Here is a 14,028-nt window from a genome sequence, read left to right as displayed (position 1 = left end):
CGGCCGCGGTACACCCCTTTCGCGCCGGCGGCCCTCGAATACCGGCTCCCTCGGCCTACGCGCGCAGGACCTGGCGCTTGCGGCGCGCCAGAACGAGGCCGCCGCCGAGCAGCAGGAGCAGACTGGCGACGCCGGCCGGTACCAGATCGCCACCGGTCACCGGGAGTGTGCCTAGTTCGCCCGTGCTCGTCACCGCGGCGTCCCCGGCGACTACGGTGACCGCGCGCGTGATCGACTGGCGGCCGATCGAGCTGATCACGAGCAAGTGCGCACCGACGGGCGTGTTGGCCGGGATCACCGCGGCGATGCTGGCGACACCGGCGGAGTCGGCCGCGACGCTGCCGAGGTGCACCGGTGTTGAGTGCAGCGTGCCGGTGATCTCCTGACCGGAGTTGAGCCCGGAGACCGTGATGGTGATCCGTTCGCCGGGCTCGAAGACGCCATCACCGACGTCGACGCTGGCCCAGTCCGTACCGGCCACAACGGCGCGGCCCAGCGAAGCCGGGTCGACGAGTGCGTGCTGCTCGAAGTACTCCACGGCTGCCGTGAGGTCGATCTGGCCGGTGTCGGTCGCGCCGGTTCCGTCGGCGAAGGTGCCGAAATTGTCGCCGCCCGAGGCGAGGAACGAGTTGGTTGTAATGCGGAACACGTCGCTCGGCGCGATCTGCACACCGTCGAGACTCATGCCGACCACGTGCTCGCCGCGGGCGGCGGCGGGATCGTACAGGTAGCTGAAGCCCGCGGAAATGCCGAGGTGCAGCCTCGCGCGCGAGGAGCCGTCAGGCTGCCACTGCTCCTCGAGGACCGACTTCAGCTGGGCCCCGGTGAGGTTCATCGTGACGAGGGTGTTGGCGAAGGGCTGCACATTGGCCACGTCCTTGTAGGTGACCGTGCCGTCGTCGCCGTAGAGCAGGTCGTCGCGCAATCCGCCCGGGTTCATGATCGCGATCTGGGCCGGTTCCCCGCCGAAGGTCTCGTTCGACGTCGCCCACAGCTGAATATCGGCTACGAGGTTGCCGATGGTCGATTCTGAACCACGGTCGGCGCCGCCGTCGGCGCGCGTGATGTCGGCGCTGATCGCCCCGACTTCAACCGAACCGGCAATGTCAGCCTGCTCCACGGCATCCGCGACGATCTGGGTGACGGTCGCATCGGCCGGGTAGAGGCCGCTCTCGCCGTCGTGCAGCGGCAGCAATGCGCTGCTGAGCGACACGACCGATTTGGTGGCCGGGTCGACCGTGATGGTCAGCTGGTCGAGGTTCATGCCGTATTGCCCGCCCTGCAGAACCGGACGTTCAAGTCCGTCGCTCCAACCGTCGACCGGGTAGGAGCAGTTGTAGCTGGCGTGCGTGTGGCCGGACAGGATGGCGTCGACGTTCGCCGAGGCTCCACGAATCAGATCGCCGTAGAGACTCTCCGACGCGCCGATCGCGGCGCAGTCGGTACCGACGCCGCCCTCATGGGTGAGCAGCACGATCACGTCGGCTTCGCCGTTCGCGGGGTCGCTGTCCTGCAACTGTGCCGCCACCCGGTTGACGGCCTCGAGCTGGTCGCCGAAGTCGAGATCGGCGATGCCGGCCGGGGAGACCATCGAAGCGGTCTGCTCTGTGACGGTACCGATGAAGCCGACGCGTACCCCGTCGACCTCGCTCACCCAGTATTCGTCAAGCGCGGGCGTCATGCTGCCCTTGAGGTAGACATTGGCCCCGAGCGCGTAGCGCGGGTCGCCGTAGGCGGAACGCACCCGGTTGCTGAGGTCGCCCCAGCCCGCGTCGAACTCGTGGTTTCCCACAACGGATGCGTCGAGCCCGGCCGCGAGGAGTGCCGCGATGGTCGGTTCGTCCTGCTGCGAGAAGGACGTGAAGGTCGAGGCGCCGATATTGTCCCCGGCCGAGACGAACAGGGTGTTCGGGTTCTCGGCCTTCAGCTGCATGACGGCTCCGGCGAGCACAGCTGCGCCTCCCTGCTTGTTGTACGCATCTGCTTCGAGACGACCGTGGAAATCGTTGATTCCGAGCACCTGGATCTCCGTGGCCACCGGCGGTTCGATGGTGGTGATCGCGAAGATCGTGGTGGTGCCGGAGACTTCGTTGCCGACCGCGAGCATCGGCTCACCGGTCGGGGAACTTTCGGCCGGGATGAAGGTGACGCCCTCGGGACCGAGGTCGCCGGCGAGCGGCAGGTCGCGGGCGACGTCACTGGAGTCTTCCATCGACACCGCGAAGTCGCGGTTGTTCAGGTAGGTCACGAACTGGGCGTTCGTCGGGTCGGTAATGTCATAGGCCATGATGCCGCCGACACGCTCGAGGCCGATGAAGGCGTAGGTGCGGTCGTCGATCTGCCCGATGGCCAGGTTCTCCGGCTCGGGACCCTTGTTGTCGCTGCGGCCCTCCAGATCGGACGCGCTGTGGTCTGAATTGAAGAAATCGGGGTTGGCTGCGGCCGTGATCTGCTCGAAGTCGTCGCCGGAGTCAAAGGTCTGGGTTCCCTCCGTGTTCCAGATCGAGAACGATCGCGAGCCGAAGGAGTACAGCTCGTCGTAGCAGTCGTCGGCGGCGTTGTAGCCGTCTTCGATGGAGACGTTCAGACGACCGAGATCGGCGTCACCGGTCAGATCCGTGAGCGGGCTGCCGGCGCAGACCGGCGCGAGGCCGTCGGAGCCGAGATCCTTCACCCGCACACCGTCGACGTAGTCGCCCCATTCGCGGGCGTCGCCCTCGTTGGCGGTGACCAGATAGGTCTCAGCGTCGGCGGTGTACGCGTTGATGCCGTCGGGCATATACATGCCTTTGAGGCCCTCGTAGGTGCGGATGTTGACCGTCGGCGCGTCCTTCGGGTCACGGTCGGAGGCATCGATGCCGTTTCCGTCCACACCGTGGTCTTGAAAGCCGAGCGGCCAGACGTCGGTGATGGTTCCGGCTGTCAGGTCGACAACGGCAACCGAGTTGGCCTCCTGCAGGGCGACGTAGGCGAGATTGCCGTCGATGGCGACATACTCGGGTTCGAGGTTTCGGGAGATCGGAAAGTCGGACTCCGGCGTCGGGCCGAAGACGCGCACGTCAGCGGGCAGTGTTTTCGAGCCACCGGCCTCGTACTCGTGAAAATCAGCGGACGCAACCTCCGACTGGCTTGGCATCGCCAGTGCATCCGGCAGCGTGATCACGCTGACCGAACCTTCAGGGTCGATCGTGAAGTCTTCACTCGGCTCACCCTCGTTGGCGACGACGGCGTAACCGCCGTCAGAGGACATGCTCACCATGTCGGGCAGGGCCCCAACGGTAACGGCACCGAGCACCGCGGGGCTTTCGGCGTTGGCGTCGAAGAAGACCAACCAGCCGGCATCCGTTTTCGTGGGAGATTCGATGGCCATCGCGCCGAGGCCGTCGGCGCGCACCGCCACGGAGTTAGCGGTGGACCCGGCGGGGATGACACCGCCGCCGTCGATCACTGCGCCCTCAGCGGTGAGGGCGTAAAGCTTGGCCGGGGATCCCGGGTCGGAGATATCGAGCACGTCGACAGCGCCCTGGGCGGCGTTGACCACGAAGAGTCGCTGCTTCTGCGCGTAATAGGTCACGATCTCGGCAGCCGAGGCGTCGAAGGTGCCGGTCTCATAGCTGCCGAGCGGCGACATCTCGAAGTCCGGTGCCGTGCCCGCAGCTGTTATCGGGGCAGCGGAAATGGGGGCAGCGACGATGGCCGCCGAGGCCGAGGGGCCTCCCGCAACGAGTGGTCCAGCCGAGAGTGCGGCGCAGGCCGCGACGGCCATGAAGATGACGGGTATTCGGCTTCGTGCGGGGCGTCGAACGGCGCTCATGCGGTGATCCTCCTGTGGGCAGAACTGGCTGTCTTCCTGTCTAGGGGTCTCAGGTAGCTCGCAGGTGAACGGACCGTGACCATGGGGCGACCGCCGGATCCCGACACCCGCCGCGTCCCCGCCAAGCACCCGAACCTCGGATTGGCGCAGCAGAGCGTTGAGGCCGATCGGCATATAGCCGCGAGGCTTAAATTGGCCTAGCCTGAGTTAAGACTCGCGTTTCACTCATTGTGGAGGTCACCATGTCAGCCAAGCCCACCGGACGCCTTGTACACCGCGAAGACGGCCTGTATCTCATCCTGAATCGATTGTTCAACGCGCCGATCGAGCAGGTGTGGGCCAGCCTGACCCGCCCCGCTGAGCTGGAGAAATGGATCGGAACCTACACCGGTTCGCCGGACACCGGCGCCGTGAAGTTCAAGATGACGGCCGAACCGGACGCCAGGTGGGAGTACGTGAGCATTCGGGAGTGCAAGGCACCGCATCGTTTCAGCGGTGATTTCGGCGAGGGCGAGGATGCCTGGCGCGCCCTCTTTCACCTGGTCGAGGGTGACGGCATGACCAACCTCACCTTCGGGCAGCGTTTGCGTTCGCCCTCCGAGGCTGCCACGGTCGGACCTGGCTGGGACTACTACCTCGATCGGCTCGTCGCGATGCGTTCGGGCTTGGAAGTACCGCAGTGGGAGCACTACTACCCCGCGCAGGCCCAGTTCTACAAAGACATGATCGTTCCGGTGCGCGCCATCTAGCACCGACGCCAGACGGCAGCTGCGCCACGCGCGGGAGCTACGCCAGTACGCGGGAGTTGCGCCTCCCGCGCACCGGCGCAAGTCCCGCGCCGCGCGAAACGGATGCCCCTAGTGCCAGATACTCGGCGCCGGAGCGCGCGTCGCCGGGGCCGCAGCATTGCGGCTCCACTCGAGTAGCCATTCCGGAACCGTCACATCGTCGGGGGCAACGCCGACCGCGTCGAGCAGCTCGTCGATCGTCACAACGCCACCGGTGCGCTTGAGAAAACGACCGCGGATGTACCCGTGGGCGTAGATCTCCAACTCTCCGTCAGCATCCGGACGCACAAACCGTTGCTCAACGTACACGGCCTTCTCATCGAAACCGAGAATGCGCGACTCAACCGTGAACTTCTGGCCGACCGTGAGCGACTTGCGAAAACTGATGGTCTCCGAGACGACGACCGGGTACCAGCCGCGGGCTTTGAAAATGGCCCAGATACCGGTGCGGTGCAGCATGTCGAATCGGGCCACGTCCATGATCGACAGGTAGACGCCGTTGTTCATATGCCGCAATATGTCCTGGTCGGTCGGCAGGGTCACAAAGTTGGTGCGCGCGACGTCGAAGTGACCGAGCCGGGGGCCGAACTTCGACAGCACGACGTGGAGGAGGGTTCTGAAGAACATATGCACCCACTGATGCTAACGAATCCGACGAAACCGGCGGCATCCGTTGTGGGTGGGCACCAGCATTCCCTGCGTGCGAGCCGGTTGCGTGCACGTTCGGCACAGTCGGTGCGGGTTTAGGCCACCGCAGGGGCCACCGTGCGCGGCGCGACGGCACGCACGAAGGCGCCGAGGCGACGATAGACCTCCTGCGATTCCGGATGCGTGTCGTCTTGCTGCCAGGTGTGCTTGGTATTGACGCTGCGACGGCCGTAGATCAGGGAGTCAACCCAAATCGCCCGCTTCCGCAGCGCCTCGATGAAATTGAGATTGGCGCGGTAGAAATAGTCCCGCTCCGACGTGGTGACAAAGACCGGAGGAAACCCCCGGTCGAGCCACTCAATCGGCGACATGAACCGCGCGGCCGCGCGCAGGTGCAGTCCGCGCCCCCGTTCGGGCAGCAGCATTCGCACGAAATTGAGGCTCAAGACGAAACCGCGGTCGAACAAGACCGAGAAGTCGGCGATGCTGCAGTGTTGCACCAGGCCGCGCAAGCTTCCGGCAGCGATCGGCGGGCGAATGTCATAGTGTGCGGCCAGCTCGGGTGCAAACGTCGTCGCGGTGAGCAGCGCTGCGATATGGCCGCCAGCAGAGTCGCCGCCGAGCACGATGCGTGTCGGGTCTCCGCCATAGGCGGCGATATTGCGGGCGACCCAATCGAGGACCGCGTTACCGTCGTGCATCATGTGCTTCAAATGAAACCGCGTGGCCATGCGGTAGTTGGCGTTGACCACGATCATGCCCTCGGCGGCTTGGCTCGCGCAGTATTTGGTGAGCGGGTCTTTGTCCCCTGAGGTCCAGCCGCCGCCGTGAAAGTACACGTAGACCGGCAGCGGCGCAGGCACCGCATTGGTAGTTTTAGGAACGATGACGTCGAGCCGGTGCACCTTCTGGCCATCACCGTGGTAGTCGATGTCTCGGTCATAGACGACGGAATCGATGGGGTGCAGGTTGAACTTGTGCACGGGCGTCGCGCGTCGCAACATGAGTGCACGCCAAGCCCAGACCGGCAGCCGACGGATGCCCGTCTCGCGGTGACCAGACCGATCAACCGTCACGCCGTCGGCGTGTAGACGAATGCCATTCAGCCAGCCCGTCGCCGGATGCTGAACCCGGTCGGCGCCGGGCTGTTGCGGGGGATTCCCGGCGGGGCGCGAGTCCGAACGGGATCCGAATAGGGGACGAATGCTGCCTGAAGAGGTGCTGTCGAACGAGGTGCCGTCGAACGAGGTGCTGGTGTTACTCACTGCCTGAGGTTAACTCGGCTCCCCGAAGCCTTGCTGGGGAGTGCCCCTTTTGGGGGCAACTCCCGGTTTCGAACCGGACTTCAGGTCAGTCCGTTACCGGACGGATGCTCCTCCGGCGACCCCCGTCGCCTCCAGCACCGCGCGCGCGAGCGTATGAAAGTGCAGGTTGAAGCCGAGAACGGCCGGCGTGGACTCCGGGCCGAGATCGAGCGTCGCCACATCGACGGCGTGCACGATGAACTGGTACCGGTGGGTGCCGGTGCCGGGGGGCGGGCCGGCTCCGATGAACGAGGGGAGGCGCTGTTCGTTCGGCAGGGTGAGCGAGCCCGCCGGTAGAGCGCTTCCGGCAGCCAGACTGGTGACCGAAACCGGCAGGTTCGCCACGGCCCAGTGCCAGAATCCGGAACCGGTCGGGGCGTCGGGATCGTAGGCGGTGACTGCGAAGCTCTGGGTTTCGACGGGAAAACCCGACCAGGACAGTTGCGGGGAGATATCCGCTCCCCCGGCGTCGGCACCGTACTGCGCCGGGCGCAACGGGCCTCCGTCGGTCATATCGGTGCTGGTCAGGGAGAACTGGGGCACTTCACCGAAAATGGCGAGCGGATCGTGGGTCACGGGGCCTCCCTGAGACGTGCCGCCTTGTTGCAGCACAGTAAGTGCGACCAGCCTACGCGTGCCCTCGTAAAATGAATGCATGGCCATTCCGAAGATTCTGCTCTATTACATCTTCACCCCACTGGCTGACCCCGAGGCGGTGCGGCTCTGGCAGCGCGACCTCTGTGCCGGGTTGGGACTGCGCGGGCGCATCCTGATCTCGAAAGACGGTGTCAACGGCACGGTCGGCGGCGACCTGCCCGCCATTAAGAAATACATCCGCAAAACGCGCGATTATCCGGCCTTCAAGAATATCGACTTCAAATGGAGCGAGGGCACCGGCCTGGACGAGTCAGGCCAGAGCCTCGACTTTCCGAAGCTGGTCGTGAAAGTGCGCGACGAAATTGTGAGTTTCGGTGCCCCCGGCGAACTGCAGGTCGACGCGACAGGCGTCGTCGGCGGCGGCACCAAGCTGCAACCGGCCGAGCTCAATGCACTGGTCGCGGCGCGCGGCGACGAGGTGGTCTTCTTCGACGGACGCAACAAGTTCGAGGCCGAGATCGGCCATTTTTCGGGCGCGGTCGTGCCCGACGTCGCCAACACACGCGAATTCGTCGCCGAACTCGACAGTGGCAAGTACGACCATCTCAAGGGCAAACCGGTGGTGACCTACTGCACCGGCGGCATCCGTTGCGAGGTGCTGAGTGGCCTCATGAAGTCCCGTGGATTCGGCGAGGTGTACCAGCTCGACGGCGGAATTGTGCGTTACGGAGAGGCCTTCGGCAACGCGGGCCTGTGGTCGGGTTCGCTCTATGTCTTCGACCAACGGATGTCTATCGACTTCGCCCCCGATGCCGCCGTGCTCGGCACCTGCCGCCAGTGCGCGACCCCCACAACGAACATGCTCAACTGCCGCGAGGCATCCTGTCGCGAGCAGCTCGTGGTGTGTGCCGCATGCGTGGCACTGGCCCCACCGGCCTGCGTCACGCACACGGGGGTTCCCGTCACCTGAAAGATAACGCCCGGTCGGCGGCGTGAAACGACCGGCCGGGCAATAGGGTGGGAACCACTACGGAGGGGAGTCGGATGCCTACCGGCGCTGTTATCGAGTTCACGAATATCAGCAAGCGCTTCGGCGGTATTGCCGCGGTCAACGATCTGTCGTTCACGGTGGAGCCGGGCCGGGTCACCGGATTTCTCGGCCCGAACGGGGCCGGTAAGACGACAAGCCTGCGCATACTCCTGGGACTCGTCGGGGCCACGAGCGGTACGGCGACATTTGGCGGCGTGCGCTACCGGGATCTGCCCAATCCACTGACGACCGTGGGCGCCGCCCTCGAAGCCGCGAGTTTTCACCCGGGCCGCACCGCCCGCAGCCACCTCGGCGTGTACGCGATCGCGGCAGGGATACCGCGCACCCGCGTTCTTGCGGTTCTCGCCCAGGTCGGGCTGGCTGCCCACGCCGCCCAACGAGTCGGCGGCTATTCGCTCGGCATGCGCCAACGGCTCGGCCTGGCCTACGCCCTGCTCGGCAACCCCGGCGTGCTCGTTCTCGATGAACCGATCAACGGGCTCGACCCGGAGGGTATCCGTTGGATTCGCGGATTTCTGCGCGATATGGCCGCTGAAGGCCGCACCGTTCTGGTGAGCTCCCATCTGCTCTCCGAGGTGCAGCAGAGTGTTGACGACGTCGTCATCATCGCCCGCGGCGAGCTGGTGCATCGCGGTCCGCTGTCGAGCCTCGACACGGATGCCGCGCCCCAAACGATCGTGGACTCTCCCGACCGTGACGCCCTCGCCGCGGCCCTCACGGCCGCCGGCATCACCTTCTCAATCGGCCGCACCGGCCTGCTCGCCGCTACCTCCGACGCGGCGCTACTCGGCCACCTCGCGTTCACCGCCGGGGTCGAGCTGAGCGTGTTGCACCGGCAGAAGTCCGGCCTGGAAGACTCGTTTCTCGCCCTCGTCGGGGGGAGCCACACGCTATGACGTCCTTCCTCCGGTCGGTCGCGGCCGAATTCGCCAAGGTTTTCACTACTCGCTTGTGGTGGATTCTCGCCCTCGTGCTGTTTTGTTACATCGGACTCCTCGCTGGCGGCCTCGGCGCGCTGTTCGCCGGAATTCAGACCGGTGTGATCAGCCCGGATACGGTGAATACGGGTGGCGGCGCAGCGACCGCCTTCGGCAGTCTCCCTCCACTCGTTTACAGCTTCGCCTCCTCGGTCGGCTACGTCTTTCCGGTGTTGCTCGGCGCCCTCGCAACGACCGGAGAGTTTCGCCACCAGACCCTGACGCCGACATTTTTGGCCACCCCGCGCCGGGGCGTGGTGCTCGGCGCCAAAACGGTCACCCTGGTGGTGATCGGCGCGGGCCTCGGAATCGTCGCGCTGGCGGCATCCGTCGGTATCGGTGGCGCCGTTCTGAGCGCTTTCGGGGTTGACGCTCTGCTGCTGGACTCACAGACCTGGCTGCTCGCCGCACGCACACTACTGGCCATGGGACTGTGGGCAGCGATCGGCGTGGGCCTTGGCGTACTCGTACCCAACCAGGTCGCCTCGATCGTGATCGTGCTCGCCTTCACCCAGTTCGTCGAACCCTTGCTGCGGCTGGCGTCTTCGTTTCTTGAGATCACCGCGAAGATCGGCAATTTTTTGCCAGGCTCCGCGTCGGACGCCCTCGTCGGCGCGAGCGTTTTCGCCGTGGCGAACGCGGCCACTGTTGCGCCGCTGGACTGGTGGCAGGGTGGCCTCGTGCTGCTCGGCTACGCCCTGGTCGCGACCGTCATCGGCTACGCCGCGAGCTGGAAGAAAGACGTCACCTAGCCGAACTCCCCAATGCCGGCGGACCATTCCACCCCTCCTTGGGGGCCTGACTCGGTGAGCATTTCTCACTAAGCTCCGACTAATGCGGCGGCTGACCTACGGCCGCAAATAGAGTCGAAGCGAGGCCTCCTGGGTGAGTGTGCTACTTTTTTCCCGAATTCGATTGCTTGCCGGTGTGTCCAGTGCCGCGCTCGTTCTAGCTGCCCTTGCCGTTCCGCTCACGGCCGCCGCCGACAGTCAGCCAGCGGATCCCAGCGCACCCGTGACGGTATCCGCCGACTCGCTCCCCACCGCTCAGATCAATGGTGTCGCGTGGGCACAACTCATCGTGGGCAACACCGTCTACGTCGGTGGTGAATTCACCCGTTCCCGCCCCGCCGGTTCGTCCGCCGGCACCAACGAGGTCGTGCGCAACAATCTGCTCGCCTACAACCTCACCACCGGTGTGCTCATTTCGTCCTTCAACCCCAACGTCAACGGCACCATTCGCGCACTGACCGTATCGACCGACGGGTCGCGACTCTACGCCGGCGGCTCCTTCACGAGCGTCGGAGGCGTCAGTCGGTACCGACTCGCTGCCTTCGACACCGCCAGCGGCGCCCTCATTTCAAGCTGGGCACCGGTGGTCAACGCGGGCGTCAAGGCGCTGGCTTTCGCTGGCGACACCGTTTACGCGGGTGGAACGTTCACCTCGGCCAATGATCAGTCCCGCACCCGGATGGCCGCCTTCGACGGCGCCACCGGAGCGCTGCAACCTTGGTCCGGCACGCCGACCGACGGCACGATCAATGCCCTCGTCGCCTCCCCCGATGGCACGAAGATCGTCATCGGAGGTTCGTTCACGGCCTATAACGGCAGTTCAGACCCCGGCTACGGCATGGCCGCGACCGATGCCACGACCGGTGCATCCCTGCCGTGGAAGATCAACAGCCTCGTTCGCAACGGCGGTCCTCAGGCGGCCATCCTCAGCCTGACCGGATCTGCCGAAGGCGTGTTCGGCACCGGCTACGTCTTCGGCAACGGCGGAAACCTGGAAGGGACCTTTCGGGCCAGCTGGGAGGACGGCAGCCTGATCTGGCTCGAAGACTGCCACGGCGACACCTATTCCGCAGTGCCGGCCGGCGACAAGGTGTATACCACCGAGCACGCGCACTACTGCGGCAATATCGGCGGCTTCGAGCAGACCTCGCCGTGGACCTACCACCGCACCCTGGCCTTCAGCATGGACGTCGGCGGCACCATCACCAAAGACACGCACGGCTACTTCAACTTTGCCGGCACACCCCGCCCCAACCTGCTCCCGTTCTATCCGGACATCAACACCGGAACCTACACGGGGCAGGGGCAGGGGCCCTGGCACGTCACCGCCAACGCCGAATACCTGCTCTATGGCGGAGAATTCACGATCGTCAACAACAAGCGCCAACAGGGCCTCGCCCGATTTGCCGTGCCCACGATCGCACCCAACAACGAAGGACCGCGAATCGCCGATGTGTCATTCGTCGCCGCGGATTTCGTGCCGTCGGTGTCGTCCTTCATGAGCGGAACGGCACGTCTCAGCTGGAAATCGGCTTACGACCGCGACAACGAGAACCTCACCTACGAGGTGCTTCGCGACGGAGCCGTCGTCACCAGTTTCCAGGCGCTTTCTTCCGACTGGAACCGGCCGATCCTCGCCTTCACCGACACCGGGCTGACCCCGGGGCAGAGCTACTCCTATCGCATCCGGGTCACCGATCCCTTCGGTAACAGCCACATCGGAGCCACAGCCAGCGTCACCGTCGTCGCCGGTGCTCTCAGCGACTATTCGGCGAGTGTTCTGGCGGATTCCCCGCGTTCCTACTGGCCGCTCAACGAGGCGTCCGGCACCACCGCCTTCGACTGGACCAGTGGCGTCGACTTGACACGCAGTAGCGGCGTCTCCACCGGTGCGCCGGGCGCAATCGTGGGTGACACCAGCACGGCCAGCAGCTTTGACGGCACGTCCACCGGGTTCGCCGCTACCCAGGACGCCGAGAGCTCCTCGAATTCGTTCAGTGTTGAAGCCTGGGTGAAAACCGACACGACAAGGGGCGGCAAGATCATCGGATTCGGCGACAGCGCCACCGGCCAAAGCAACAGCTACGACCGGCACGTCTACATGGACAACAACGGGCGAATTTGGTTCGGCGTCTACCCCGGCGGAACGAAGACGCTCACCTCGGCCGCGTCTTACAACGACGGCAACTGGCACCAGATCGTAGCTAGTCTCGGCAGCTCCGGCATGTCGCTGTCCATCGACGGTAAGAGGGTAGCCCAGCGCACTGATATCACGACCGGCCAGGACTATCCCGGATTCTGGCACATCGGAGGGGACAATCTCGGCAGCTGGCCGAGCCGCCCGACGAGTGCGTTCCTTGCCGCCGACATCGCCCAGGTCGCCGTTTACTCGGCCCCGCTCACGCAGCAGCAGATCGTGGCGCACTATGTGGCTTCCGGTCGAACCAGCACCGTCGCGGCAGCTCCGACCGACGACTACGGCGCAGCCGTCTATGCCGCCGGTCCTGACCTGTATTGGCGTCTGGGTGAATCAAGCGGAACCACCGCTGGCGACTCGTCGATTTCCGAGCAGCCGGGAACGTATTCCGGTTCGGTTAGCCTCGGCACGGCTGGGCTGGTGAACGGTACGAGCAATACCGCCGCCGCCTTCACCGGAGGACTCGCCAGCAGCGACACCCAGATCGAGGGTCCCAGCAGCTATGCACTCGAAGCCTGGTTCAGCACAACGACGACGCAGGGCGGAAAGCTGATCGGATTCGGCAATGCGTCAACCGGGCGGTCCAACAACTATGACCGTCACGTCTACCTGCAAGACGACGGGCGCCTCGTCTTCGGCACCTGGACCGGGCAGACGAATACCGTCGTGACCGACGCCGCCTACAACGACGGCCAGGCGCACTACGTCGTCGCGCAGCAGTCCGCTGACGGCATGGCCCTGTACGTGGATGGTGCCCTCGTCGGCACCAACCCGCAGACCGGCGCGCAGGCCTACTCCGGGTACTGGCGCATCGGCGGCGACAACACGTGGGGCTCAACGAGCCCGTGGTTTGCCGGCACCCTCGACGAGGTCGCTGTCTACCCGCAGCCACTCACCGCTGCCGCCATCGCGCAGCACTACTCGCTGGGCTCAACCACGGCCGTTCCGGCCAATGCGGCCCCGACCGCTGCGTTCACGGCCGCCACCGACCTGCTCACGGCCACAGCGGATGCTTCGGCGTCGGCAGATTCCGATGGAACCGTGACCGGATTCGATTGGGCCTGGGGTGACGACAGTACGAGCTCCGGCATGACGGCACAGCACACCTATGCCGCGGCCGGCACCTACCTGATCAGCCTGACCGTCACCGACAACGACGGTGCCACCAACACAACGACCCGCTCCGTCAGTGTCACCGCACCGGTTCCCGACCCAGACCCTGAGCCGGCCGGAATCGCTGCGGATGCCTTCGCACGCACGGTCAGTGGCGGCCTCGGTGCGGCCGACACCGGAGGAGCCTGGACCACCACCGGCTCGTCCAGCAACTACTCCGTGGCCGGCGGCGTCGGCCAGTTGCGAGTCGCGGCCGGCGGGCGGGTGAACGGTTATCTCGCCGCCGTCTCGTCGGTGAGCACCGATCTGTCCGTCACGACCTCGCTGCAGCAGGCATCAACCGGAGCGGGCACCTACGTCACATTGATTGGGCGTCGCGTGGGATCCGACGATTATCGGGCCCGGATCAAGATTCTCTCCAGCGGTAGCGTGCAACTCCAACTCCAGCGTGGCGGCACGACCCTGCAGGCAACGAACATCTCCGGGCTGAGCTATCAGACCAACGATCAGTTGCAGTTGCGGTTGCAGGTCTTCGGTACGTCCCCCACGACGATTCGGGCCAAAGTCTGGGCGACGGGAACCCCCGAGCCGACGACGTGGCAGCTCAGCCGTACCGACGCGACACCGGCCCTGCAGCAAGCCGGATCGATCGGGCTGGCCGTCTACCTGAGCGGATCGGCCACAACACCGATGACCGTTGCCTTCGATGATCTCGTCGCGAAGCCGGTGGCTGCCCAGTAGCGCGCAG

9 protein-coding genes are annotated in these 14,028 nt (G+C 65.4%); 5 read left to right on the top strand and 4 right to left on the bottom strand.

Going from position 1 to position 14,028, the window contains the following annotated elements:
- Nucleotides 1–55 precede the first annotated feature (55 nt).
- Nucleotides 56–3,814 (bottom strand): choice-of-anchor I family protein, encoded by a 3,759-nt coding sequence (locus QMK22_RS05670; protein WP_283496651.1) that lies wholly within the window; start codon nucleotides 3,812–3,814, stop codon nucleotides 56–58.
- 242 nt (nucleotides 3,815–4,056) lie between these two features.
- On the opposite strand from QMK22_RS05670, the gene QMK22_RS05665 reads away from it, so the two are divergent.
- A complete protein-coding gene (locus QMK22_RS05665) occupies nucleotides 4,057–4,563 on the top strand; it encodes an SRPBCC domain-containing protein (protein ID WP_283496650.1) in 507 nt (168 codons plus the stop codon).
- A gap of 108 nt (nucleotides 4,564–4,671) precedes the next feature.
- On the opposite strand, the gene QMK22_RS05660 is transcribed toward QMK22_RS05665, so the two are convergent.
- From QMK22_RS05660 to QMK22_RS05650, 3 genes are all read right to left on the bottom strand, one after another.
- On the bottom strand, nucleotides 4,672–5,229 hold the full coding sequence (locus QMK22_RS05660; RefSeq protein ID WP_283496649.1) for an acyl-CoA thioesterase: 558 nt from the start codon (nucleotides 5,227–5,229) through the stop codon (nucleotides 4,672–4,674).
- 116 nt (nucleotides 5,230–5,345) lie between these two features.
- The gene (locus QMK22_RS05655) at nucleotides 5,346–6,515 is read right to left on the bottom strand and encodes an alpha/beta hydrolase (protein ID WP_283496648.1); all 1,170 of its coding nucleotides are present in this window, start codon (nucleotides 6,513–6,515) and stop codon (nucleotides 5,346–5,348) included.
- 93 nt (nucleotides 6,516–6,608) lie between these two features.
- Nucleotides 6,609–7,130: a YbhB/YbcL family Raf kinase inhibitor-like protein gene (locus QMK22_RS05650; protein WP_283496647.1), complete on the bottom strand. Its 522-nt coding sequence runs from the start codon at nucleotides 7,128–7,130 to the stop codon at nucleotides 6,609–6,611.
- A gap of 79 nt (nucleotides 7,131–7,209) precedes the next feature.
- Here QMK22_RS05650 and trhO point away from each other — a divergent pair, with 79 nt between their 5' ends.
- The 4 genes from trhO (at nucleotide 7,210) to QMK22_RS05630 (ending at nucleotide 14,021) form a co-directional block, all read left to right on the top strand.
- Entirely contained in the window at nucleotides 7,210–8,121 is a 912-nt protein-coding gene (trhO, locus tag QMK22_RS05645) for an oxygen-dependent tRNA uridine(34) hydroxylase TrhO (RefSeq protein ID WP_283496646.1), read from the top strand.
- A 74-nt stretch (nucleotides 8,122–8,195) separates the two neighbouring features.
- Nucleotides 8,196–9,098, top strand: coding sequence for an ATP-binding cassette domain-containing protein (locus QMK22_RS05640; protein ID WP_283496645.1), 903 nt, complete (start codon nucleotides 8,196–8,198; stop codon nucleotides 9,096–9,098).
- Nucleotides 9,095–9,931 (top strand): ABC transporter permease, encoded by an 837-nt coding sequence (locus QMK22_RS05635; protein WP_283496644.1) that lies wholly within the window; start codon nucleotides 9,095–9,097, stop codon nucleotides 9,929–9,931. The genes QMK22_RS05640 and QMK22_RS05635 overlap by 4 nt, the downstream gene beginning before the upstream one ends.
- A gap of 175 nt (nucleotides 9,932–10,106) precedes the next feature.
- Nucleotides 10,107–14,021, top strand: coding sequence for a LamG-like jellyroll fold domain-containing protein (locus QMK22_RS05630; RefSeq protein ID WP_283496643.1), 3,915 nt, complete (start codon nucleotides 10,107–10,109; stop codon nucleotides 14,019–14,021).
- Nucleotides 14,022–14,028: the final 7 nt, after the last annotated feature.

Origin of the sequence: Cryobacterium sp. PH29-G1, assembly GCF_030063365.1 — a bacterium.
In the GTDB taxonomy this organism is placed as follows: Bacteria; Actinomycetota; Actinomycetes; order Actinomycetales; family Microbacteriaceae; genus Cryobacterium.
Note: the sequence above shows the minus strand (reverse complement) of the source record. Positions and strands in the feature narration are given on the sequence as shown.